At 68.5% G+C, this 22,655-nt stretch carries 24 protein-coding genes; 13 read left to right on the top strand and 11 right to left on the bottom strand.

The genetic code is table 11. From position 1 onward, the window contains the following. Positions 1-50 precede the first annotated feature (50 nt). Positions 51-857 (bottom strand): DUF4198 domain-containing protein, encoded by an 807-nt coding sequence (locus AC3WRV_RS11495; protein WP_291840204.1) that lies wholly within the window; start codon positions 855-857, stop codon positions 51-53. A gap of 128 nt (positions 858-985) precedes the next feature. Between AC3WRV_RS11495 and AC3WRV_RS11490 the strand changes: the two genes are divergently transcribed. Continuing rightward, positions 986-1,684 carry an AIM24 family protein gene (locus tag AC3WRV_RS11490; RefSeq protein ID WP_291840207.1) on the top strand — a complete coding sequence of 233 codons (699 nt, stop codon included), beginning with the start codon at positions 986-988 and terminating at the stop codon, positions 1,682-1,684. Between the two features lie 54 nt (positions 1,685-1,738). Here AC3WRV_RS11490 and AC3WRV_RS11485 read toward each other — a convergent pair whose 3' ends face one another. Both AC3WRV_RS11485 and AC3WRV_RS11480 read right to left on the bottom strand, forming a co-directional pair. Continuing rightward, positions 1,739-1,981, bottom strand: a complete 243-nt coding sequence (locus tag AC3WRV_RS11485; protein WP_492313352.1) for a DUF2164 domain-containing protein — start codon at positions 1,979-1,981, stop codon at positions 1,739-1,741. Continuing rightward, a complete protein-coding gene (locus AC3WRV_RS11480; RefSeq protein WP_492313351.1) occupies positions 1,978-3,864 on the bottom strand; it encodes an ABC-F family ATP-binding cassette domain-containing protein in 1,887 nt (628 codons plus the stop codon). The genes AC3WRV_RS11485 and AC3WRV_RS11480 overlap by 4 nt, the downstream gene beginning before the upstream one ends. Positions 3,865-4,011: 147 nt before the next feature. Between AC3WRV_RS11480 and ndk the strand changes: the two genes are divergently transcribed. After that, the gene (ndk, locus tag AC3WRV_RS11475) at positions 4,012-4,431 is read left to right on the top strand and encodes a nucleoside-diphosphate kinase (RefSeq protein ID WP_291840215.1); all 420 of its coding nucleotides are present in this window, start codon (positions 4,012-4,014) and stop codon (positions 4,429-4,431) included. A gap of 106 nt (positions 4,432-4,537) precedes the next feature. Next, complete coding sequence (locus AC3WRV_RS11470) at positions 4,538-4,747, top strand: YMGG-like glycine zipper-containing protein (protein WP_291840218.1); 210 nt, start codon at positions 4,538-4,540, stop codon at positions 4,745-4,747. A gap of 72 nt (positions 4,748-4,819) precedes the next feature. On the opposite strand, the gene AC3WRV_RS11465 is transcribed toward AC3WRV_RS11470, so the two are convergent. Together AC3WRV_RS11465 and purN are read right to left on the bottom strand one after the other, a co-directional pair. Beyond that, positions 4,820-6,880: a M13 family metallopeptidase gene (locus tag AC3WRV_RS11465; protein ID WP_291840288.1), complete on the bottom strand. Its 2,061-nt coding sequence runs from the start codon at positions 6,878-6,880 to the stop codon at positions 4,820-4,822. 82 nt (positions 6,881-6,962) lie between these two features. Then, entirely contained in the window at positions 6,963-7,559 is a 597-nt protein-coding gene (gene purN / locus AC3WRV_RS11460) for a phosphoribosylglycinamide formyltransferase (RefSeq protein WP_291840294.1), read from the bottom strand. Positions 7,560-7,696: 137 nt separating this feature from the next. Here purN and AC3WRV_RS11455 point away from each other — a divergent pair, with 137 nt between their 5' ends. Next, entirely contained in the window at positions 7,697-8,164 is a 468-nt protein-coding gene (locus AC3WRV_RS11455; RefSeq protein ID WP_492313350.1) for a hypothetical protein, read from the top strand. Here the strand turns inward: AC3WRV_RS11455 and purM are convergent. After that, positions 8,161-9,198, bottom strand: a complete 1,038-nt coding sequence (gene purM / locus AC3WRV_RS11450; protein ID WP_492313349.1) for a phosphoribosylformylglycinamidine cyclo-ligase — start codon at positions 9,196-9,198, stop codon at positions 8,161-8,163. The two genes, AC3WRV_RS11455 and purM, sit on opposite strands and share 4 nt — an antisense overlap. An 80-nt stretch (positions 9,199-9,278) precedes the next feature. Between purM and rnd the strand changes: the two genes are divergently transcribed. Beyond that, entirely contained in the window at positions 9,279-10,427 is a 1,149-nt protein-coding gene (gene rnd / locus AC3WRV_RS11445) for a ribonuclease D (RefSeq protein ID WP_492313348.1), read from the top strand. 37 nt (positions 10,428-10,464) lie between these two features. On the opposite strand, the gene AC3WRV_RS11440 is transcribed toward rnd, so the two are convergent. The 3 genes from AC3WRV_RS11440 to AC3WRV_RS11430 form a co-directional block, all read right to left on the bottom strand. Next, complete coding sequence (locus tag AC3WRV_RS11440) at positions 10,465-10,926, bottom strand: peptidylprolyl isomerase (RefSeq protein ID WP_291840604.1); 462 nt, start codon at positions 10,924-10,926, stop codon at positions 10,465-10,467. Between the two features lie 63 nt (positions 10,927-10,989). Continuing rightward, positions 10,990-11,970 carry a PIN domain-containing protein gene (locus AC3WRV_RS11435; protein WP_492313347.1) on the bottom strand — a complete coding sequence of 327 codons (981 nt, stop codon included), beginning with the start codon at positions 11,968-11,970 and terminating at the stop codon, positions 10,990-10,992. Beyond that, positions 11,967-12,221, bottom strand: coding sequence for a type II toxin-antitoxin system Phd/YefM family antitoxin (locus tag AC3WRV_RS11430; protein ID WP_291840599.1), 255 nt, complete (start codon positions 12,219-12,221; stop codon positions 11,967-11,969). The genes AC3WRV_RS11435 and AC3WRV_RS11430 overlap by 4 nt, the downstream gene beginning before the upstream one ends. A gap of 79 nt (positions 12,222-12,300) precedes the next feature. Between AC3WRV_RS11430 and AC3WRV_RS11425 the strand changes: the two genes are divergently transcribed. From AC3WRV_RS11425 to AC3WRV_RS11415, 3 genes are all read left to right on the top strand, one after another. After that, the gene (locus AC3WRV_RS11425) at positions 12,301-13,011 is read left to right on the top strand and encodes an RlmE family RNA methyltransferase (protein WP_291840597.1); all 711 of its coding nucleotides are present in this window, start codon (positions 12,301-12,303) and stop codon (positions 13,009-13,011) included. Continuing rightward, a complete protein-coding gene (locus AC3WRV_RS11420) occupies positions 13,008-14,006 on the top strand; it encodes a hypothetical protein (protein WP_492313346.1) in 999 nt (332 codons plus the stop codon). Before AC3WRV_RS11425 ends, AC3WRV_RS11420 begins: the two co-directional genes overlap by 4 nt. 109 nt (positions 14,007-14,115) lie before the next feature. Beyond that, positions 14,116-14,841, top strand: a complete 726-nt coding sequence (locus AC3WRV_RS11415; protein ID WP_492313345.1) for a hypothetical protein — start codon at positions 14,116-14,118, stop codon at positions 14,839-14,841. 4 nt (positions 14,842-14,845) lie between these two features. Here the strand turns inward: AC3WRV_RS11415 and AC3WRV_RS11410 are convergent, their stop codons facing one another. Together AC3WRV_RS11410 and AC3WRV_RS11405 are read right to left on the bottom strand one after the other, a co-directional pair. Beyond that, the gene (locus AC3WRV_RS11410) at positions 14,846-16,393 is read right to left on the bottom strand and encodes a cation:proton antiporter (protein ID WP_492313344.1); all 1,548 of its coding nucleotides are present in this window, start codon (positions 16,391-16,393) and stop codon (positions 14,846-14,848) included. Positions 16,394-16,439: 46 nt separating this feature from the next. Beyond that, the gene (locus AC3WRV_RS11405) at positions 16,440-17,003 is read right to left on the bottom strand and encodes a DUF2061 domain-containing protein (RefSeq protein ID WP_291840895.1); all 564 of its coding nucleotides are present in this window, start codon (positions 17,001-17,003) and stop codon (positions 16,440-16,442) included. A 130-nt stretch (positions 17,004-17,133) separates the two neighbouring features. Here AC3WRV_RS11405 and guaB point away from each other — a divergent pair, with 130 nt between their 5' ends. The 5 genes from guaB to guaA are packed head-to-tail and all read left to right on the top strand — an operon-like array spanning position 17,134 to position 22,594. Next, positions 17,134-18,591 carry an IMP dehydrogenase gene (gene guaB / locus AC3WRV_RS11400; RefSeq protein WP_492313343.1) on the top strand — a complete coding sequence of 486 codons (1,458 nt, stop codon included), beginning with the start codon at positions 17,134-17,136 and terminating at the stop codon, positions 18,589-18,591. Between the two features lie 17 nt (positions 18,592-18,608). Further along, positions 18,609-19,010 carry an MAPEG family protein gene (locus AC3WRV_RS11395; RefSeq protein ID WP_492313342.1) on the top strand — a complete coding sequence of 134 codons (402 nt, stop codon included), beginning with the start codon at positions 18,609-18,611 and terminating at the stop codon, positions 19,008-19,010. 10 nt (positions 19,011-19,020) lie between these two features. Next, on the top strand, positions 19,021-20,325 hold the full coding sequence (locus AC3WRV_RS11390; RefSeq protein WP_492313341.1) for an RsmB/NOP family class I SAM-dependent RNA methyltransferase: 1,305 nt from the start codon (positions 19,021-19,023) through the stop codon (positions 20,323-20,325). After that, complete coding sequence (locus AC3WRV_RS11385; protein WP_492313340.1) at positions 20,322-21,035, top strand: 5'-methylthioadenosine/S-adenosylhomocysteine nucleosidase; 714 nt, start codon at positions 20,322-20,324, stop codon at positions 21,033-21,035. Before AC3WRV_RS11390 ends, AC3WRV_RS11385 begins: the two co-directional genes overlap by 4 nt. Then, a complete protein-coding gene (gene guaA / locus AC3WRV_RS11380) occupies positions 21,032-22,594 on the top strand; it encodes a glutamine-hydrolyzing GMP synthase (protein WP_492313339.1) in 1,563 nt (520 codons plus the stop codon). Before AC3WRV_RS11385 ends, guaA begins: the two co-directional genes overlap by 4 nt. The last annotated feature ends 61 nt before the right edge of the window (positions 22,595-22,655 follow it).

Here is a 22,655-nt window from a genome sequence, read left to right as displayed (position 1 = left end):
ACCCGTCCCGCTTCGCGGTCCACCCTCCCCAGAAGGGGAGGGAGATTTCCTCACCCCGCCTCGGCCACGAATGTCAGGGTGTGGCTGTAGCTGACATAGGGCACCGGTGATCCCGCCGGGGCGGCCATGCGGTGGCGGATCAGGGTCATGTAGGCGCCGGGGCCGGACATTTTCAGCGTGAAGCGGCCGTCGGGGCCGGTGTAGAGGTCAGCCTCGACCTTGCGGCCGTCCCAGCGGCCCGCCTCACGGAAGACGGTGACGGGAGCGTTCGCCAGCGGCCGGCCATTCAGCAGCAGCTCGAACACGGCGTCCTCGCCGGCGATGATGTCGTTGGGGTGGGTGACGGGCTTGAGCTCGAGGCCCTGACCGGTCGTCTGCAGCGCCTCGGTCGAGGGGGCGCCGCGGGTGACGTAGACGTCCGCGACGGTGATGCTCTGGACATCGACCAGCTCGGCGCCGGGTGGGGGCGGGCCGTCTTCCTCGCCGACCATTCTCCAGACGCCGTCCGCGGACTGGTACATCTTGGCGGTGCGGCCCTGACGCGGTCCGGAGGACAGACGGTAGGTGCCGTCCTGGGGAACGGCGGCCTCGAACACGGCGATGTCGCGCAGGTAGGTGACGGCGGTGATCGGCGTGTCGCCGTTGGGACCGACGACGTGGAAGAAGTCCGACCGCATCACGACCTCGGAGGCGAAGACCTCCTCGGTGAAGGAGGCTTCGACGGTGACGTGGTCACGGCCGGTGGCGTCGAAGACGTTGGGCCGCAGATAGGGCTGGTGGGCCAGGGCCGCGCCGCCGCCGTTGAGGGCCAGCATCACCCCGGCGAGGAAGGCGGCGGTCAACTTGGTCTTCGTCATGGTCGGGGTCCCGAATGTTCGGTGGGAAACTATAAGATTGCGAGGCGTTTGCAACGAACAAGGCTTGCGCCGGCCGGAAGTCTCCGGTCAGCCTGCGCCTCCCTGAAGTTCCCGTTTTTGAGGTTCCCATGCCCGTGAAGACCGTCGCCGAGTTCGTCGCCGCCTATAAGGAGAAGGATGTCAGCCCCGACGCCTTCGAGCTGGAGAACCAGTATCTGCTGGAGGTGAAGCTGAACGGCTCGATCTGGGCCAAGGCAGGCGCCATGGTGGCGCGCACCGGTCAGGTGAAATTCACCCGTCAGGGCCTCATGGAGCAAGGCCTCGGCAACCTGCTGAAGAAGGCCGTCAGCGGCGAGGGCATGGTGCTGATGAAGGTGGAGGGGCAGGGCCGCGTCTACCTGGCCGACACCGGCAAGAAGATCACCCTGCTGCGGCTGGACAACGAGACGATCTTCGCCAACGGCAACGACGTGCTGGCGCTGGAAACGAGCATCAGCAACCAGATCACCATGATGAAGCGAGTGGCCGGGATGATGTCCGGCGGCCTGTTCAATGTGAAGCTGAGCGGCAGCGGCATCGTGGCGATCACCAGCCACTATGATCCGCTGATCCTGAAGGTCAGCCGCGAGACCGGGCCGATCTTCACCGACCCGAACGCGACGGTGGCCTGGTCGGGCGGGCTGTCGCCGGAGATCGCGACGGATATCTCGTTCAAGACCTTCGTCGGCCGGGGCTCGGGCGAGAGCATCCAGATGAAGTTCGAGGGCGAGGGCTGGGTCGTGGTCCAGCCGTACGAGGAAACCTACATGCAGGCCGCACAGGGCTGATCCGAAGGCGCGATCTCCTCCCCATTCGCAACGCGAACGGGGAGGAGACACGCGTCACTCCGCCCGTTCCAGCCCGGCGATGGCTTCGGCGATGTCTTCGGCCTTCTTCGTGACGACGGCCTGGGCGTCGTAGAGGGCGCGGTTGTAGAAGAAGGGGCCGATCTCGCGGGCGAGGAAGTCGACCAGCATCTCGGCCGGGAGGTCGCGCAGCTCGACCTCGAACTCGTCCCGGAAATAGGGACGCAGCTTGCCGGCGATGGCGACGATCTCCTCGCGGCTGAACTTGATCGGGGTCATGCGGTGGCTTCCGCCAGCGTCTCCTCGGCCTCGATCCAGGCGGCCTCGGCGGCGTCGAGGTCGGACTGGGTCTTGGCGCGGGCGCGGGTCAGGCCTTCCAGCGCCTTGGGATTGCTGATCGAGGCGTTGGCCATGTCGTCGTCGATGCGGGCGATCTCGGCGGTCAGCTGGGCCATCCGCTCCTCGGCCTTCTTGACCGCGTGGCGCAGGGTCGAGGGGGAGGGACCCGAGCGCTTCTCGGCCTTCTTGCCCTTGTTGGGCTGCGCCTCGGCGGCCTTGGCCTCTTCCTTGATCTGGCTGGGCTTCACGGCGGCCATCTTGGCGCGGTCCAGGACGAATTTAGCGTAGTCGTCCATGTCGCCGTCATAGGGCTTCACCGTGCCGTCGGCGGCCAGCCAGAGGCGGTCGGCGACCATCTCCATCAGCGACCGGTCGTGGGTGATCAGGATGACGGCGCCGGAGTAGTCGTTCAGCGCGTCCAGCAGGGCGCGGCGGCTGTCGATGTCCAGGTGGTTGGTCGGTTCGTCGAGGATCAGGATGTGCGGCGCGTCCATCGCCACCTGATTGAGCAACAGGCGGGCGCGCTCGCCGCCGGACAGGGAGGCGACCGTGGTCTCCTGCTTCTCGTAGCCCAAACCCCACTGGGCCAGCTTGGAGCGGCGGCTGCTCTCGGAGGCCTCGGGCATGGCGCGGCGGATGATCTCCAGCGGCGTGTCCGTCGGGTCCATGGCCTCGATCTGGTGCTGGTGGAACCAGCCCACGCGCATCTTCTTGTCGCGGTGCAGTTCGCCCTCGGAGACGTTGAGCGCGCCGGCGATCATCTTGGCGAAGGTCGACTTGCCCGCGCCGTTGACGCCCAGCAGGCCGATGCGGTCGTCCAGGTCCATGCGCAGGTTGAGATTGCGCAGGATCGGCTTGCCGGTCTCGTAGCCGACGTTGGCGCGCTCCAGCCGGATCAGCGGCGGGGCCAGCGGGCGCGGCGGCGACGGCAGGATGAAGGGGGCGACCCGCTCCTCGATGGTGGTGGAGACCGGCTCCATCTTGGCCAGGCGCTTCATGCGCGACTGGGCCTGGGCGGCCTTGGAGGCCTTAGCCTTGAAGCGGTCGACGAAGGCCTGGAGGTGGGCGCGCTCGGCGTCCTGCTTGGCCTTGGCCGACAGCTGCAGGCGGGCCTTCTCGGCGCGAGCCTTTTCGAAGGCGTCGTAGTTGCCCGTGTAGAGCGTGAGCGTGTGGTTCGCGAGGTGCAGGATGTGGGTGCAGACCTCGTTCAGCATCTCGCGGTCGTGGGAGATGATCAGGGCGGTGTGCGGGTATTTCTTGAGGCGGGCCTCAAGCCACAGGGCGCCTTCCAGGTCGAGGTAGTTGGTCGGTTCGTCGAGCAGCAGCATGTCCGGCTCGGCGAACAGGGCCGCCGCCAGGGCGACGCGCATGCGCCAGCCGCCGGAGTATTCCGACATCGGCCGCTGCTGGTTCTCCTGGCTGAAGCCCAGGCCGACCAGGATTTCGGCGGCGCGGGCCGGGGCGGCGTCGGCGTCGATCTCGATCAGGCGGGTCCAGATCTCGCCCATCTCCTCGGGCTCGGCCGTCTCCAGACGGGTGAGCAGGTCGTGGCGCTCGACGTCGGCTTCCAGAATCGTCTCCAGCACGCTGACGGGCGTGGCAGGGTGTTCCTGGTCGACGGAGGCGACGCGGGCGGTCTTGGGCAGGCTGATCTCGTCGCCGCCCGCGGCCAGTTCGCCCAGGATCAGCTTGAACAGGGTCGACTTGCCGATGCCGTTGCGGCCGACCAGGCCGACCTTGGCGCCGGGCGGCAGGCTGACGGAGGCGTCCTCGAGGAATTTGCGGCCCCATGCGTTGAAGGTCAGGTCGGTGATCTGGAGCATGGCGGCGGTCGAAATCTCGATACGCCCCTGCGCCCGCGTGGCGCGATGCGCCGGGCGATAGAGGCAAAATTGTGAGGCGGTTGGAAACCGGGGAGGGCGCGTCTATAAGCCCGCGACCTTCAATCTCCCAAACAAGAAGTCACCGTCATGACCGAACGCACCTTCTCGATCATCAAGCCCGACGCCACGCGCCGCAACCTGACCGGCGCCATCAACGCCGTGATCGAGGGCGCCGGCCTGCGCATCGTCGGCCAACGCCGCGTCAAGCTGTCGACCGAACAGGCCCAGAAATTCTACGCCGTGCACAGCGAGCGCCCGTTCTACGGCGAGCTGGTCGAGCAAATGACCGCCGAGCCGGTCGTCGTTCAGGTGCTGGAAGGCCCGAACGCCGTCGCCGCCTACCGTGAAGTCATGGGCGCGACCAATCCGGAACAGGCCGCCGACGGCACGATCCGCAAGCAGTTCGCCCTGTCGATCGGCGAGAACTCGGTCCACGGTTCGGACTCGCTGGAAAACGCCGGCATCGAGATCGCCCAGTTCTTCACCGACGACCAAATCGTCGGCTAAAACGATAAGGCCTTCAGAGGCTTGACCGTTTGAGCGGCCCGTGTCCGGAACCGGACGCGGGCCGCTCTCGTTTTCACCGGGTCTTTCTCCCCAAGGAACCAGAACAATGAAAACGATCCTGAAACTGACACCGGCCATCGGCGCTCTCGCCCTGCTGGCGGCGTGCGGCACGACCATGGAACAGCGCGCCGCCACCGGCGCCATCGGCGGCGCGGTCGCCGGACAGGCGATCGGCGGCAACACCGGCGCGACCGTCGCGGGCGCCGCGATCGGCGCGGCGGCGGGCGCGGCGACCACTCCGCGTCGCCCGAACTAACGCCTCAAGGCGCAATGAAAACGGCCCCGGAGATCGCTCTCCGGGGCCGTCGTCATGTCTGGAGCGCGCGTCCTACCAGATGCGGGCGCGGGCGTCCGGAGCCAGGTACTGCTCGTCGCCGGGCTTGACCCCGAAGGCGTCGTACCAGGCGTCGATGTTCCGCGGCGGCACGGCGGCGCGGTACTGGGCCGGGGAGTGCGGATCCACGGTGACCTGCTGACGCAGGGCGTCATCGCGGATGTTCTCACGCCAGACCTGGGCCCAGCCGAGGAAGACGCGCTGATCGCCGGTGAGGCCGTTGATCACCGGCGCGGGCTGGCCGTTGAGCGAGCGGTGGTAGGCGTCCAGCGCCAGCAGCAGCCCGCCCAGGTCGGCGATGTTCTCGCCCATGGTCAGGTCGCCGTTGACGTTCGAGCCCTCCAGGGGGGAGAGGGCCGAATACTGGGCCCCCAGCACCGCGGCGCGCTGTTCGAACTTGGCGGCGTCCTCGGCGGTCCACCAGTCGCGCAGCACGCCGTCGCCGTCGACCTTGCGGCCCTGGTCGTCGAAGCCGTGGGTGATCTCGTGGCCGATGACCGCGCCGATGCCGCCGTAGTTGACCGCCGGATCGGCGTTCGGATCGAAGAAGGGCGGCTGCAGGATGGCCGCCGGGAAGACGATCTCGTTGCGCGGCGGGTTGTAGTAGGCGTTCACCGTCTGGGGCGTCATGCCCCACTCCAGCGGATCGACCGGGCGGGTCAGCTTGCCGAGGTTCCAGGCCCATTCGAAGGCCGAGGAGCGCTCGACGTTGCCGTAGAGGTCGCCGGGGACCAGCCGCAGGCCGTCATAGCTGCGCCATTGCTCCGGATAGCCGATCTTCACCCCGAAGCGGCTCATCTTGTAGAGCGCCTGCTGGCGGGTGGCGTCGCTCATCCAGTCCAGGTGCTGGAGGCGCTCGGTCATGGCGGCGCGCAGGTTGGCGACCAGAGCCTCCATCTGGGCCTTGGACTCGGCCGGGAAGTAGTGGGCCACGTACTCGCGGCCCAGGGCCTCGCCGAGCGAGCCGTTGACCAGGGACACGCCGCGCTTCCAGCGGGGACGGTTCTCGGGCTGGCCGCTGAGGGCCTTGCCGTAGAAGTCGAAGCGGGCGTCGACGAAGGGCTGCGACAGATAGGGCGCGGCCTGATCGACGATGTGGAAGGCCTGCCACGCCTGCAGGGTGGCGATCGGCGTCTCGGAGAAGACGCGGGCCATGCCTGGATAGGCGCTGTCCTGCGACTGGATCAGGCGCGGGGCGTCCTGGATGCCGGCGGCCGTGGCCCAGGCGTTCCAGTCGAAACCGGGGGCGTTGCGGGCCAGGTCGGCCAGGGTGGTCGGCGAATAGCCCTTCTCGATGTCGCGGCTCTGGACCTGGGTCCAGTGCTGCTGGGCGATGCGGGTTTCGAAGGCGATGATGTCGGCGGCGGACTGATCCGGGTTGGGCCAGCCGGCCAGCGTCAGGGCCTTGGTCACATAGACCAGATAGGCGGCGCGCTGGGTCGCGAAGCCGTCTTCCAGATAGTAGTCGCGGTCGGGCAGGCCGATGCCGCCCTGGACCATGTAGGCGCTGTTCTGGTTCGGGTCCTTCAGGTCCTCGGCGATGTAGACGCCGAACAGGCTGGAGCCGAAGCCGCCCTGGGTGCGGCCCATCAGGGCGGCGATCTTGGGATAGGTGTCGGCGGCGCGGACCTCGGCCAGGTCGGCCTGCAGCGGGCTTGCGCCCAGCCGGTTGACCGTCGCCTCGTCCATGAAGCTGGCGTAGAAGGCGCCGACCTGGCGCGCTTCCGGCGTGGACGGGTTGGAGGCGCTGTCCTCGATCAGGCCGCGCAGGGCCTCCTGCGAGTTGTCGAAGAGCATGTCGAAGGCGCCGTAGGACGTCTTGTCGCCCGGGATCGGCGTGTTTCGCAGATAGGTCCCGCCGGCGTAGCGGTTGAAGTCGTCGCCGGGCTTGACCGTGGTGTCCATGCCCGCGGTGTCGAGACCGAAGGTTCCGATCTGCGGCGTGGTGCTGGCCGGGATCTCGACGATGGGCGGGGCGGTCTGGGCCGTGGCGGTCGTCGCGGCGAGGGTGAGCACGGCGCCGGCGGCGCAGGCCATGAGGCGGAGTCTGAGCATGGGAGCCCCTGTTGGAAAATCCGCGGCAACCTGAGCCCATCCCCGGTCGCTGTCGCCGGGAAAAATGTCAGATTACGAAAAGCTAATGCAGCGCCCGGCAGAAGGCGGTGAGGGCGCGGGGGTAGAGCTTGTGTTCGGCGGTGAGGACACGCTGGGACAGGCTTTCGGGCGTATCCATGGGCAGGACCGGCACCGCTTCCTGATCCAGGATCGGCCCCTCGTCGACGCCCTCGGTGACCAGGTGGACCGTGCAGCCCGCCTCGGTATCGCCCGCCTCGATGGCGCGGGCGTGGGTGTCCAGGCCCGGATATCTGGGCAGCAGGCTGGGGTGGATGTTGATCATCCGCGCCGCCCACAGCCGCACCAGCCAGGGCGTCAGCAGCCGCATGTAGCCGGCCAGGGCCACGACCTCGATGTCATGCTCCATCAGGGCCGCGTCGATGGCGCGTTCGTGCGCCTCGCGGTCCTGGCCGAAGAGGCGGTGGTTGACCACGACGGTGGGCACCCCCTGCGCCGCCGCGACCGCCAGCCCGCCGGCGGTGGGGCGGTTGGACAGGACCAGGGCGATCTCGAACGGGGCGGTCGGCTTGCGCGCCGCATCAATCAGGGCGGCCATGTTGGATCCGGCGCCGGAAATCAGGATGGCGACGCGGGTGCGCCGGGGCGGGGAAGCGGTCATGGGCGGAGGCCTCGGGGAGAGGGGCGACCTTTGCCGCCCCGCCCGGGGCGGGTCAACGTCCGGGCACGCCGAAGGGGCGCTTGCGTCGGGCGTCGGGCTCGGAAACAGTGCGGCCGATTGTTCGGGGAAGGTCCACCATGCTCGCCGCCGTTTTCGCCGCCGCCCTCGTGTCCGCGCCGCTTCCGCCCGACGACATCACGCGCAATGTGCTGGTCGATGTCTGCCTGCCGTTCGTGAACGGGGACAGCGACCGGGCCGCGGTCGAGTTCCTGGGCTTCACCGTGGCGAGCGAGGACGGGGCGGTCGTCGACATGGTCAGTTCCGACGAGCGGCAGGCCTATCTGCTGCGCCTGGCCGGCGACGACGACGCCGAGGACGGCGAGGTCCGGCGCACCTGCACCCTGCAGGCGCGGGGCGCGGCGCTGGACACGGTGAAGCGCGCGATCCGGCAGCCGCTGGAACAGGCCGGTTTCACGGCCGAACCCGTCGAGGCCGCCAACCGCCTGATCTGGACGCGCCAGGGCGTCACCGTTTCGGTGCGCCAGAGCGAGGGCCGGGCCACCGTGGTGCGTGTCAGCTATTCCAGCCTTGAAGCCGGCGGCTAGGCCGCTTCCAGCTGGCCGCAGACGAAGGCGACCTCGCCCGCGTTCAGCAAGGCTTCCAGGACCGGCTCGGCGTTCTCGGGGCTGACGATCAGGATGAAGCCGATGCCGCAGTTGAAGGTGCGGCGCAGTTCGTGATCCGAAATGCCGCCGACTTCGCCCAGCCACTGGAAGACGTGCGGCATCGGCCAGGCGTCCCAGTCGAAGCCGGCCTGCAGGCCCTCCGCGATGCAGCGCGGCGGGTTCTCGATCAGGCCGCCGCCGGTGATGTGGGCCGCGCCCTTGACCAGGCCGGCCTTCATCAGCGGCAGGACCGGTTTCACATAGATGCGGGTCGGCTCCATCAGGGCCTGGGCCAGCGAGCGGTCCTTGGCGAAGGGGGCGTCATCGGCCCAGCCGAGCCCGGACTTCTCGACCACCTTGCGGATCAGCGAATAGCCGTTGGAGTGCGGACCGGACGAGCCGATGCCGATGATCAGGTCGCCGGCCTGCTGACGATCGAAGTAGGGCAGGGCGTGGCCGCGCTCGACCGCGCCCAGCGAGAAGCCGGCCAGGTCGTAGTCGCCGCCCGAATACATGCCGGGCATTTCGGCGGTCTCGCCGCCCACGAGGGCGCAACCGGCCTGGCGACAGCCCTCGGCGATGCCGGCGACGACGCGGCGGGCGGCGTCGATCTCCAGCTTGCCGGTGGCGTAGTAGTCGAGGAACAGCAGGGGCTCGGCGCCCTGGGCCAGCAGGTCGTTGACGCACATGGCGACCAGATCGACGCCGACGCCGTCGTGGCGGCCGGTTTCGATGGCGATCTTCAGCTTGGTGCCGACGCCGTCGGTGGTAGCGACGATCAGCGGGTCCTCGAAGCCGGCGGCCTTGAGGTCGAACAGGGCCCCGAATCCGCCCAGCGAGGGCTCGGAACCCGGGCGGGCCGTGGATTTGGCCAAGGGCTTGATGTGCTGCACCAGCATCTCGCCGGCGTCGATATCGACCCCCGCATCGGCGTAGGTGAGGCCGTTACGAAGGCTCTCGGGGGTGTCGCTCATCGGTCACGGGCCTGAATCAGTGGGCGGAATTATGTTGGGGCTCTTGCCACAACGGGCGCGCGCGGGGCTATAGCATCCGAATGACGCCGATCACCACCACCGAGGCGCTGCAAGAATTCTGCGCGCGCCTGGCCGACCAGCCGTTTATCACCGTCGACACCGAGTTCATGCGGGAGACGACGTACTGGCCCAAGCTGTGCCTGATCCAGGCCGCTTCGCCGACCGACGCCGCGATCATCGATCCGCTGGCCGAGGGGCTCGATCTGGAGCCGTTCCTGGCCCTGATGCGCGACGAATCGATTCTCAAGGTCTTCCACGCCGCCCGGCAGGATGTGGAGATCTTCGTGAAGCTGGGCGCCATGCCCAAGCCGATGTTCGACACCCAGGTCGCCGCCATGGCCGCCGGTTTCGGCGATCAGGTCTCCTATGAGGCCCTGGTCCGCCAGATGCTGCGCCAGGAAGTCGACAAGGGCAGCCGCTTCACCGACTGGGCCCGCCGGCCCCTGTCCGACGCGCAGCTGGTCTACGCCCTGGGCGACGTGACCCATCTGGCGGCCCTGTATCCCAAGCTGCGCGACCGTCTGCAGAAGGACGGCCGTCTGGACTGGGTGATGGCCGAGATGGGCGACCTGACCGACCCGGCCCTGTACGACACCGATCCGGAGAAGGCGTGGAAACGCCTGAAGCCGAAGAAATTCTCTGCCAAATACCTGGCCCCCTTCGTCGCCGCCGCCGTGTGGCGCGAGCGGGCGGCGCAGGAGCGCGACCAGCCGCGCGGCCGCATCCTGAAGGACGAGGCGATCGACGAGATCGCCGCCCAGGCCCCGACCGATCCGGACGCCTTCAACCGCCTGCGCTCGGTGCCGAAGGGCTTCGGCGCCTCGCGGCTGGGGCAGGAGCTCAGCGCCGAGCTGAAGCGGGTCATGGCCGATCCGGAGGCGCATGCGCCGAAGCTGGAGCGTCCGGCGCACAACCAGCCGGCTCCGCCGTCGGTGGTCGAACTGCTGAAGGTGCTGCTGAAGGCCAAGAGCGACAATGCGGGCGTGGCCACCAAGCTGATCGCCAACGTCGCCGATCTGGAGAAGATCGCCCTGAGCGACGACGCCGACGTCGACGCCCTGAAGGGCTGGCGCCGCCAGCTGTTCGGCGAGGATGCGCTGAAGCTGAAGCGCGGCGAGATCGCCCTGGTCCTGAACGGGCCGCGGGTCGAGGTCGTGGAGATCGAGTAGAAAAAGGGCCGCTCTTTCGAGCGGCCCTTTTGTTTGATCAGGCCACCGTGGCCTTGACGATCTTGCCCGGCGAGCGCGGCGGCTCGCCCTTGGGCAGGGCGTCGACGTGTTCCATGCCCTCGATGACATTGCCCCAGACGGTGTACTGCTTGTCCAGGAAGGTCGCGTCGTCGAAGACGATGAAGAACTGCGAGTTGGCGCTGTTCGGGTCGGAGGTGCGGGCCATGGAGACGGCGCCGCGGACGTGCGGCTCGGCCGAGAACTCCTGCTTCAGGTTCGGCTTCTTGGAGCCCGAGGTGCCGGTGCCGGTCGGATCGCCGCCCTGGGCCATGAAGCCCGGGATCACGCGGTGGAAGACGACGCCGTCGTAGAAGCCTTCTTCGGCCAGTTCGGTGATCTGCTTGACGTGGTTGGGGGCCAGGTCCGAGCGCAGCTTGATGACCACGTCGCCGCCGGCGCCATCGCCGTTGTCGAGAGTGAGGGTGAGGGTTTCGGCCATTCGGGCGCGCTCCAGTTAGAGTTTCGCCTGCTCATATAGGCGGCGAGGCCCGCAGGCAAAGCGTCAACGCAGCGGCCAGCGCCCGAGCGCGTGATAGATCGACCGCCCGACCTCGCTGTGGATCAGCAGGAACTCGTCGGGCCGCCACGAGATCGGGCGGATGGGCCGCTCGGGCAGGCGGCGGTCGGCGTAGGACAGGGTGACGTGCGGGTTGAAGTCCTGCCGGGAGAGGGGCTTAACGCCGTGGCGGATGACTGCGGTCAGGAGGTCGTTGCGGAAGGCCCTGAGCGCTTCGATGCCTCTGTCCCCAAGCAGGACATGAGGATGCCGTTCCGGAGCGCCGGAGAAGCTGGAGACCCGGTCGAAGGCGACATCGAACGCGGGGGGCGACAGCGCGTCGGCGGCCTGGCGCAAGGCGTCGATGACCGACTGCGGCGGCATGCCCTGGTAGTCTCCAACGTGGATCAGCGTGACGTGCAAGCGGTCCTCGCGGATGGGGCGTCCGCGCAGGCTGTGTTCGTCCCGCGATTCCGCCAGAACTTCGATCGCCGATCTCGCCGCCGGGTCGGGCAGCATGAGGCCAAAAAAGAGACGCTCGATCTGGCGAGGCAGTTCGTCCCGTCCAAAAAGATCACCGGACATGACACCTGTCGGGGTTGAGGGCAGGGCGGAGCGAATATCGGTGTAGGCGAAATCATTGCCGACAAAGAGCAGCGGCCATCCGCGCGTCTTGGCCGCCTCATAGGCGAAGCAGTCGCCGAAGTTCAGTCGTGCGCGGTGATAGCCCTTGCCGAAGACCTCATAGGCGGCGCTGGCGCGTTGGGCCGCCGCCGCCGTCACGGGGGCGATCTCGAGGTCGAGATCCTCAATCATTCGCGCCATGCGATCCCGAAACCCTCGGCCAGAGGCGACGATCAAGGTCTCCGCCAGAGTTCCTGCGGAAATGACGACGCGCGGCGCCTGATCGATAGCCTCCATACACGCGGTCGCTTGTTCCTCGTCCAGCAAGATGGCGATCAACGCAGACGTATCGACGACAATCACCGCGGTAGACCGTCCTCGTCGTAGAGGAAGTCCTGACTTCGCGCCGCGCTGACGTCGTTCAGTCCCTTGGGCGGAGCCTGCCGCCTGACGGCTTCCATGACGGCGCGCCGATCCTTCGCGCGAGGCGCGCTAATGGCTTCGACTCGAGCGACGGGCTTGCCGTGGCGGGTCAGAATAACTTCCTCGCCCTCCTCGGCGAGTCGCACGAGTTCCGTCAGCTGACCTTTCGCGTCGCTCACAGAGATATCCATCCACGCCTCCTTGCGTGGATGGAATATGGACTATTGTTGGTCTGTTTCCAACCGCCGGCCAGACGGGCATAGCCCTGTCATGTCCGACGAAGAGCCCAAGCCTGAACGCCGCCGCATGGTGAAGCCGCCCTCGGGCGGGACCGCGGCCGGGCGCGGCATGGGCACCAAGATGAAGACGGCGGACACCAAGTCGATGTCCAGCCAGCAGTGGATCAAGCGCCAGCTGTCGGACAAATGGTCCGAGAAGGCGCGGGCCGAGGGCTGGCGCAGCCGGGCGGCCTTCAAGCTGATCGAGATCGACGACCGGTTCCGCCTGATCCGTCAGGGCAGCCGGGTGATCGACCTGGGCGCGGCCCCGGGGGGCTGGGCGCAGGTGGCGGTCAAGCGCGGCGCGACTTCGGTGGTCGGGGTCGACCTGCTGCCGGTCGAGCCGGTGCCGGGCGCGATCATGATCCAGGCCGACTTCACCCATCCGGGCGTCGATCAGCAGATGATGGACCTGCTGGGCGGGGCGCCCGACCTGGTGCTGTCGGACATGGCCCACAATACCGTCGGGCACCGGCAGACGGACCACCTGAAGATCATCGCCCTGATCGAGATCGCCGCCGACTTCGCCATCCGGACGCTCAGGCCGGGCGGGCATTTCGTATCCAAGAATTTCCAGGGCGGCGACGCCGGCGGGGTGCTGGCCCGGCTGCGCGAGGAATTCGAGACGGTGAAATACGTCAAGCCGGCTTCCAGCCGGAAGGACAGCGCCGAGGTCTTCCTGGTGGCGTTGAACAAGAAATGAGTCTCGTCGCCCTGGCCCTGATCGGCGTGATCCAGGCCCAGGAGCCGACGACCACCCGCGTGGCGGTATCGGATCTGCTGGGCCATACGCCGGGCGATGTGGCGGTGATCCTCGGTGCGCCCGCCGCGGTCGACCCATCCGAGGCCGTGCGCATCGTCGAGGACGGGCGGTCGGTCGACATCTATCCCGCCAAACGCTTCCACCGCGCCTGGCCGGAGGGCGGCGTCTGCGTGACCGGCTTTCCCGAAGTCCCGCTGGCGGGGGAGCCTGACGCCAATCCGCGCGCCGAGCTGATGAGGCGCAGCCGGGGCTGGTTCGTGTTCGAGGACGGGGCGCTGGTCGCCGTGCATCCTGAGGCGCCCGTCCCGCGCCGGACCGGCGGGAACCAGCCCGCGACCCGTGAAGGGGTGGAGGCGCTGGTGTTCGCGCCCAAGCCGTACTCGCCGATGACGGTCGCGATGGGACGCCTGCCGCTGTCAGACGGCCTCGCGGTGCTGGGGCGGCTGCCCGCGCCGCCCGCCGACCTGTCCGTGACCAGCCTGTGCGCGCCGATCGTCCATCAGGGCGCGCCGCAGCGCGACATCGGCATGGATGTGATCTGGGGCATGGTCGGTCTGACCGTGCTGCCCTTCGTGCCCTTCCAGATGGCGGAGGAATCGCGGGCGGACCGGGAGGGCGGGGCCCTGCTGGACTCGGTCGAGCCGGGATCGGTGCTGCCCGGCGGGGTCGAAGCCTTCGTGAGGCGGCGGCGCGGGGTGCGGGTCTATCGCGACGCCGTCGATCCGGGCTTCGCGGTGATCGCGGTCAAGCTGGGCGACGGCGCGGACAACATCCCGGACATGGGCCTGTTGGGCGTGCGCGACGACCGGGTGGTGTGGGAGGTCCGGCGCGAGGCCGGGCAGCAGGGGCTGGGGCCGCTGGTGTGCCGGGACGCGGAGAACAGGCCGAGCGATGACCGGCCCGGCTGCACCGCCTACGGCAATCTGAAGCTCTGAGGCCTTAGCCCGCCACGGGCGTCAGGGTCGAGATCGGCCCGCTGGCGCCGAACAAGTTGTGGGGTTCGCACAACCATGCATAACAAAGCTACGCTTGGAGGGCGGAGCTTTGGCTGACACCGAATTCGTAAAAGTGAAATTCGCCGAGAGTATCGCGAATGCCTTGGCGGTCTTTGTGTTCAGCGCGGCGGCGGCCGTGCTTACCCCGCTCAAATTGCCGTGGCTGATCACCGCGGCGGCCATCGCCTGCGCGAGCGCGCTCGTGATCCTGATCCTTCAGGTTTCCAGAAGCCAGATCCGCAGGATCGGCCCGTTGCGAAGATGGATCTGGAGCGCGCCGGCCGGATACGAGGGCTACTGGGCGCAAAGAACCGACATCCCCGAACGCCCGTACTCGATCGCGAAAATCTACTACGATTCCGAGCTGAGAGTTTGGACCTATCGGGGGTTCGCCTTCACATTGACGGGTGAAGTCTGGGCCGAATGGAAGGTCCGCAGCATCGTCTTCGAACCCCTCCGACGCGAGTGGTTCTTCGACGGGCTGTGGGGAGAATGCGACGCCGCGATGTTGAGCAGCGGTTCTGAAAGCCACATGAAGCAGACGCAGTTCTGTCAGCTGTCGCTTGTCCGAGGATTTCAAAAGTGCAGGGCCAGCGGCGTCGTCGTGGATATCCCCGCCACCGACCCGACGGCCTCTTTCCGGGTGTATATGCGTCGAATCTCTCCGGAGATGTTCAAGGCCCACATGTCGGTTCGATCGGTGGATCGCATCGCCATGATTCCCCCGGCGATCGCCCTGGCGATGGTCAAGGATGTCTGGGCGACGTCCAAATAGAACCTCAGCGCACCACGGGCGTCAGGGCCAGCTCGCGCCGGTCCAGTTCTTCCTCGATCTGATAGTAGGCGGCGTCGCTGATCTCGCCGTTCAGCCGCATGGCCAGCAGCCGTTCGCGCTTGCTGCGCAGGACATCCTCGGCGAGGTCGTCGACGGGCAGGGTGACGCGGCCGTCGCCTTCGCCGGCGGTCTTCAGGGCCTCGCGGCGCTCGTGATACTCGGCCTTCAGGCGCTTGGCGGGCGCGTCGTTCCGGCCCGAGACATGGTCGATGGCGGCGTCGGTGACGGCGGCGCGGGCCTTGCGGATCTCGCCGTCCAGCACGCCGTCGTTGCCCAGACCCAGCAGGCGGATCAACGGCCCCAGCGTCAGGCCCTGGACCACGAGGGTGCCCATCACCACCGCGAACACGGCCAGCAGGATCACGTCGCGGAACGGGAAGTCGGCGGGCAGGGCGTAGGCGGCGGCCAGGCTGACCACGCCGCGCATCCCGGCCCAGCCGACGACCAGGCCCGAGGCGAAGGTCGGCGGCGAGGCTCCGGCCGGAAGATGGACCCCGAACAGCCGGTTCTTCACCTGCACGACGCTGTTGTAGCCCATCACCCAGGCCAATCGGACGACGACGCAGACCAGCAGGATGATCAGGGCGAAGGCGGCGTACTCCTCGCGCTGCACCGGCTGCAGGTCGCGCCAGATGGGGGCGATCTGCAGGCCCACCAGCATGAAGGCCAGCACGTTCAGGGCGAAGACCGTGGTCTCCCACACCGCATAGGCCGGAACGCGGATCACCGCCGGGCTGCGGGCCGCCAGCCGGGCCAGGGTGAGGGCGAAGACGACGATGGTGACGATGGCCGACAGGCCCAGCCGCTCGGCCGCGATCCACACGCCGAAACTGCCGATGAACTGCAGAACGATGGAGGGGGGCGCCTCTGTCAGCAGTCGGGTGAGGCGCGCCTGCGTCCAGGCCGCGACCAGGCCGAAGAGGACGCTGCCCACGGTGGCCAGGGCGACGGAGCCGGCCAGCTGCCAGCCGCCGGGCATGGTGGTCAGGACCGCGGCCACGGCGATGCGGTAGGTCAGCAGGGCGCTGGCGTCGTTGAACAGGCTTTCGCCCTCCAGCACGGTGCGGATGCGGAAGGGGGCCGGGATGATGCGCAGCACGGCGGTGGCCGCCGCCGCGTCGGGCGGGGCGACGATGGCGCCCAGGGCGACCGCGGCGGCCCACGGAAGGGCGGGGATCAGCGCCTTGGCGGTGAACGCCACGGCCAGGGTGGTGACCGCCACGGCGGCGAGACTGAGGAAGGCGATGGGGACGACGTTGCGGCGCAGGTCGCGCAGGGAGCTGTCGAAGGCCGCGTCCAGCAGCACGGGCGCGACGAACAGGGCCAGCACCAGCTGGGGGTCTAGGGTGATCTCTGGCGCGAAGGGCAGGAAGGCCGCGCCCGCGCCGGCCAGGGCGACGAAGGGCGGGAAGGGGGCGTTGAGCTTCTGGGCCAGCAGCGACATCGCCACCGCCGCCGCCATCACGATCAGGATCGCTTCGAAGCCGTGCATCAGGCGGACAGGCTAGACCATTGTGCGGCCCGGCGTCACTCCGGCGTCAGGCCTGGGCCAGTTCCTCGGCCCGCTTGGCCTTGCGGGCCTCGATCCGGCTCCAGACGCGGTCATGCACGGTGAAGAAGACCGTCTGCACCAGCGGCTCGACGATGCCGATGGTCAGGGCGATGCGGATGTCGCGCGTCAGGGCGAAGGCGACCAGCACCGCGACGGTGAAATGCATCAGGCCGTAGGTGACCGACTTGAGCGCGATCTGCTTGAACGAGCGGGGCAGGGCGTGGCTGTGGCCATGATGGCCGTGACCGTGATGCCCGTGCGCCCGGGTCTGCTCTTCCGGCGTCATCAGGCCCAGGCGGGCGGTGACGGCCTCGGACGCCTCCTCGACGCCGGACAGCATGCGGCGGCGCTCGATGCGGTGCCAGACGCGGTCGTGGATCGAATAGGCGATGGTCTGGAAGAAGGGCTCGACCACCCCGACCGCCAGCGCCAGCCGCCAGTCCCGGGTGATGGCGAAGGCCACCAGGATGGCCACGACCAGGTGCATGACGCCGTAGCTCGCGATCTTGAGCGCGAGGCGGCGGGCGGTGCTGATCAAGGTGCGAACCATTCTCACCTACATCGGAGCGCGAGCGCCGCAGCGCAAGCCAATTGTTCCTATCGTCACCATAGCACGCGTTGAGGCCTTGCGGTTCAGGGGCCGACACGGTTATACGCGGCCCGCAAAACGGAGACTCCTCATGGAGATACGCGAAGGGCTCACCTTCGACGATGTTTTGCTCGAACCCGGCCCGTCCGAGATCATGCCCGCTGACGCGGATGTCTCGACGAAGCTGACGCGGGACATCCGACTGAACATCCCCCTGACCTCGTCCGCCATGGACACGGTCACCGAAAGCCGGCTGGCGATCGCCATGGCCCAGGCCGGCGGTCTGGGCGTCCTGCACCGCAATCTGACGGTCGAGGAACAGGCCGACCAGGTGCGCGAAGTGAAGCGCTACGAAAGCGGCATGGTCATCAATCCGGTGACCATCAACCCCGACACGACGCTGGGCGAGGTCCGCGCGATCGTGGCCCGCAAGAAGATCTCGGGCTTCCCGGTCGTGGATCCCAAGTCGGGCAAGCTGGTCGGCATCCTGACCAACCGCGACATGCGCTTCGACACCGATCCGAACCACACCGCCGCGCAGCTGATGACCACGGGCGACCTGGTCACGGTCCGTGAAGGCGCCGGGCGGGACGAAGCGCGCGAGCTGCTCCGCACCCGCAAGATCGAACGCGTCATCGTCGTCGACGAGGACTACCGGGCGACCGGCCTGATCACGATGAAGGACATCGAGAAGGCCCACGCCTTCCCGAACGCGGCCAAGGACGAGCAGGGCCGCCTGCTGGTCGGCGCGGCCTCGACCGTCGGCGACAACGGCTATGAACGGGCCATGGCCCTGGCCGAGGCCGGCGCGGACGTGGTGGTGATCGACACCGCCCACGGCCACTCGGCCCAGGTCGCGCGGGTCGTCGAGCGCATCAAGCGCGAGAACAACCGCCTGCAGATCATCGCCGGCAACATCGCGACCTACGACGCCGCGCGGGCCCTGATCGACGCGGGCGCCGATGCGGTGAAGGTCGGTATCGGCCCGGGCAGCATCTGCACCACCCGCATCGTCGCGGGCGTGGGCGTGCCCCAGCTGACCGCCATCCTGGAGGCCGTCCGCGCCGCCCGGGAAAGCGGCACGCCGGTCATCGCCGACGGCGGCATCAAGTATTCGGGCGACCTGGCCAAGGCCATCGCGGCCGGCGCCAGCGTGGCCATGATGGGCTCGATGTTCGCGGGCACGGACGAGAGCCCGGGCGAGGTCTTCCTGTACCAGGGCCGGTCCTACAAGTCGTACCGCGGCATGGGCTCGGTCGGGGCCATGGGCGCCGGTTCGGCGGACCGCTACTTCCAGAAGGAAGTGGAGACCCAGAAGCTGGTGCCCGAGGGCATCGAGGGCCAGACCCCGTACAAGGGTCCGATCGCGCCGGTGCTGCACCAGATGGTCGGCGGCCTGCGGGCGGCCATGGGTTATGTCGGCGCCGCCACCATCGCCGACTTCCAGGAGAAGGCGCGCTTCGTGCGCATCACCGGGGCGGGTCTGCGGGAAAGCCACGTCCATGACGTGATGATCACGCGAGAGGCTCCGAACTATCGGCAGGGCTAAACAGGAGAGTGCAAGCCATGGATATGACGCCTGAATTCATCCTCCTGGCCTTCACGCTCATCCTGGCCCTGGTCCAGATCGGCGCGGCGGCGATCGCCCGCACCGTCGAACTGGGCGTCAAATGGAACGCGGGCCCGCGCGACGGAGACAATCCGCCGCCGGGCAAGCTGGCCGGGCGCCTGATGCGGGCCCAGGCCAATCTGTTCGAGACCCTGCCGCTGTTCATCGCCGCCGTGATCATGGCGCATATCGCCGGTAAGGACGGGACCACCGTCACCTTCATCGGCACGCATCTCTATTTCTTCGGGCGGCTGCTCTACGTGCCGCTCTACGCCTTCGGCGTCCCCGTCGTTCGCTCGCTGATGTGGGTCACCGCAACCGTCGGGCTGGTGATGGTGATCGTCGCCCTGTTCGTCTGAAAGACCTGAATTGACCCCAGCCGCCCGCCTCGCCGCCGCCGCCTCGATCCTGGATAGCATCGCCCAGGGCCGTCAGCCGGCGGAAGCCGTTCTCAAGACCTGGGGGACCGCGAACCGTTACGCCGGGTCCAAGGACCGCAAGGCCATCGCCGACCGCGTCTACAAGGTGCTGCGCGCCCGCGGACGGCTGGTCTGGGCCATGGGCGGCCGCGAGGACGGCCGGGCGCTGGTGATCGGCTCCCTGAGCCTGATCGACGCCCTGCCGCTGGACGAGATCGAGGCCCTGCACGCCGGCGACGGCTATGGCCCGCGTCCGCTGTCGAAACAGGAGCGCGCGCGCCTGACGGCGGCCGGGGAGGGGGAATTGCCCGGCTGGGTGGCCTCGGGCCTGCCCGAGTTCGCGGTCGAGGACTTCAAGGCGACCTTCGGCGACCGCTGGGCCGAGGAGGCCCGCGAGCTGATGGCCCCGCGCGCGCCGATCGACCTGCGCGTCAACGGCCTGCTGGCTACGGTGTCGGATGTGGAAGCCGAACTGCGCGCCGCCGGGCTGACCCCGGAGCCGACGCCGTTCTCGGCCTTCGGCCTGCGCCTGCCCAGCGAGCCGCCGCCCAATGTGCAGGCGCAGGACGCCTTCAAGGCCGGCCATATCGAGATCCAGGACGAGGGCAGCCAGATCGTCTCGTGGCTGGCGGGCGCCCAGCCCGGCATGACCGTGGTCGATTATTGCGCCGGCGGCGGCGGCAAGACCCTGGCGCTGGCGCAAGCCATGCAGGCGCAGGGCACCCTCGTCGCGTGCGACGTGGTGCAGAAGCGGCTCGACAACATCCGCCCCCGCCTGACCCGCGCCGGCGTGGCGGCTGATCTCTGCCTGCTGGGCCAGAACGGCGGCGGCGTCGAGGACCTGAACGGCCAGGCCGACCTGGTCTTCGTCGATGCGCCCTGCAGCGGCTCGGGCACCTGGCGGCGCCGTCCCGAGGACGCCTGGCGGCTGACCCCGGACGAGGTCGAGCGCCTGCACGCCCTGCAGGTCCGCATCCTGTCGCAGGCCTCGCAACTGGTGAAGCCGGGCGGGCGTCTGGTCTATGTCACCTGTTCGATGCTGAGCCGCGAGAACGAGGCTTCAATCGCCGCGTTCGAAGCGGCCCATCCGGCGTTCGCGCCGCTGCCGGTCGCCACGGCCCTGTCGGACGCGGGCCTGACCCCCGCCGCGGCCGAGACCCTGGCGGCGAAGGCCGACGGACACCGCCTGCGAATGTCCCCGGCCTCGACCCAGACCGACGGTTTCTTCGTCGCCCTGTACGAGCGCGCCGCATGAGCGGCGACTGGCGCATGGAGCGGTACGGCGACGTCTCGGTCCTCTGCGTCATGGCGGCCCCGGCGGAGTACGGCGCCCATCTGCAGGCCCGCATCCGGCCCTTGATGACGGGTGTCGGCCCGGTCGAGGCGGCGGTGGCCCTGACCGCGACGCTGGCGCGGCTGGAGGCGAAGGGCGACCTGCCCGACCTGATCGTCTCGCTGGGCTCGTGCGGGTCGCCGACGCTGGAGCATGCGGCGGTCTATCAGGCGGCCTCGGTCGGCTATCGCGACATGGACGCCAGCGCGTTGGGGTTCGAAAAGGGCCGGACGCCGCTGCTGGACCTGCCCGCCGTCCTGCCGTTGCCCTGTCCGATCCCGGGCGTGCCGACCGCCACCCTGTCCACCGGCGCGGGGGTGATCAGCGGCGCGGCCTATGAGGCCATCGAGGCCGAGATGGTGGACATGGAGACCTTCGCCCTGCTGCGTTCGGCCCAGACCTTCGGCGTGCCGCTGGTCGCGCTGCGCGGGGTGTCGGACGGCCGCGCCGAGCTGAAGGCGCTGGAGGACTGGACCTCGACCCTTCACCACGTCGACGAGGCCCTGGCCGCCGCCCTGGACCGGCTGACCGGCGTGCTGGAGGCCGACGGCCTCGCCGCCCTTGCCATTGCCGCTTCAGGCGGCCAAGACCCCGCCCATTCCACGCCCTCCCCGGAATCGCTCACGCCATGACCACGACCGCCTCGCACCAGAAAGTCCTGATCGTCGACTTCGGCAGTCAGGTGACACAGCTGATCGCCCGGCGACTGCGCGAGGCCAGCGTCTATTGCGAGATCCATCCCTACGCCAAGGCCGAGGCCGCGATGGCGGCGATGAGCCCGGCGGCGATCATCCTGTCCGGCGGACCCGAGAGCGTGCACGAGGAGGGCAGCCCCCGCGCCCCGCAGGCGGTGTTCGAGGCGGGCGTGCCGGTGCTGGGCATCTGCTACGGCGAGATGACCATGTGCGAGCAGCTGGGCGGCAAGGTCGAGGGCGGCCACACCCGCGAGTTCGGCCGCGCCGAGATCACCGTCGAGAAGAGCTCGCCCCTACTGGAGGGCCTGGCTCCCGTCGGCGAGGAAGAGACGGTCTGGATGAGCCACGGCGACAAGATCGTCGCCATCCCCGAGGGCTTCGACGTCGTCGCGTCGTCGTCGGGTTCGCCCTACGCGGTGATCGCCGACGAGACCCGTCGCTTCTACGGCGTGCAGTTCCACCCGGAGGTGATGCACACCCCGCGCGGCCACCAGATGCTGAAGAACTTCACCCACGGCATCGCGGGCCTGAAGGGCGACTGGACCATGGCGGCCTATCGCGACGAGAAGATCGCCCAGATCCGCGAACAGGTCGGCGACGCCAAGGTGATCTGCGGCCTGTCGGGCGGCGTGGACTCCTCGGTCGCGGCCGTGCTGATCCACGAGGCCATCGGCGACCAGCTGACCTGCGTGTTCGTGGACACCGGACTGCTGCGCAAGGATGAGGCCAAGCAGGTCACCACCCTGTTCCGCGAGCACTACAATATTCCGCTGATCCACGTTGATGCGTCGAAGGAATTCCTGGGCGAGCTGGCCGGCCAGTCGGACCCGGAGACCAAGCGCAAGACCATCGGCCGGGTCTTCATCGAGATCTTCGACCGCGAGTCCGCCAAGATCGAGGGCGCCGCCTTCCTCGCCCAGGGGACCCTCTATCCGGACGTGATCGAGAGCGTCTCGTCGTCTAGCGGCAAGGCCCACGTCATCAAGAGCCACCACAACGTCGGCGGCCTGCCGGACTATATGAAACTGAAGCTGGTCGAGCCGCTGCGCGAACTGTTCAAGGACGAGGTCCGCGCCCTGGGTCGCGAACTGGGCCTGAGCGACGCCTTCGTCGGCCGCCATCCCTTCCCGGGACCGGGCCTGGCCATCCGCATCCCCGGCGAGATCACGCCGGAGGCCGTCGAGACCCTGCAACAGGCCGACGCCATCTATCTGGACGAGATCCGCAAGGCGGGCCTGTACGACGACATCTGGCAGGCCTTCGCCGTGCTGCTGCCGGTGAAGACGGTCGGCGTCATGGGCGACGCCCGCACCTACGAGAAGGTTCTGGCCCTGCGCGCGGTGAGCTCCACAGACGGCATGACCGCCGACTTCTACCAATTCCCCTGGGACGTCCTGGGCAAGACCGCCACGCGCATCATCAACGAGGTCCGCGGCGTCAACCGGGTGGTCTACGACGTGACGTCCAAGCCCCCCGGCACGATCGAGTGGGAGTGAGGGCGCAGCCGCCGCCAAATTACCCGGATGAGCGTTTCGATGAACCCGTAGACCTACCGTG

This window comes from Brevundimonas sp. EU05-FHT14B11, from assembly GCF_058790835.1.
Note: the sequence above shows the minus strand (reverse complement) of the source record. Positions and strands in the feature narration are given on the sequence as shown.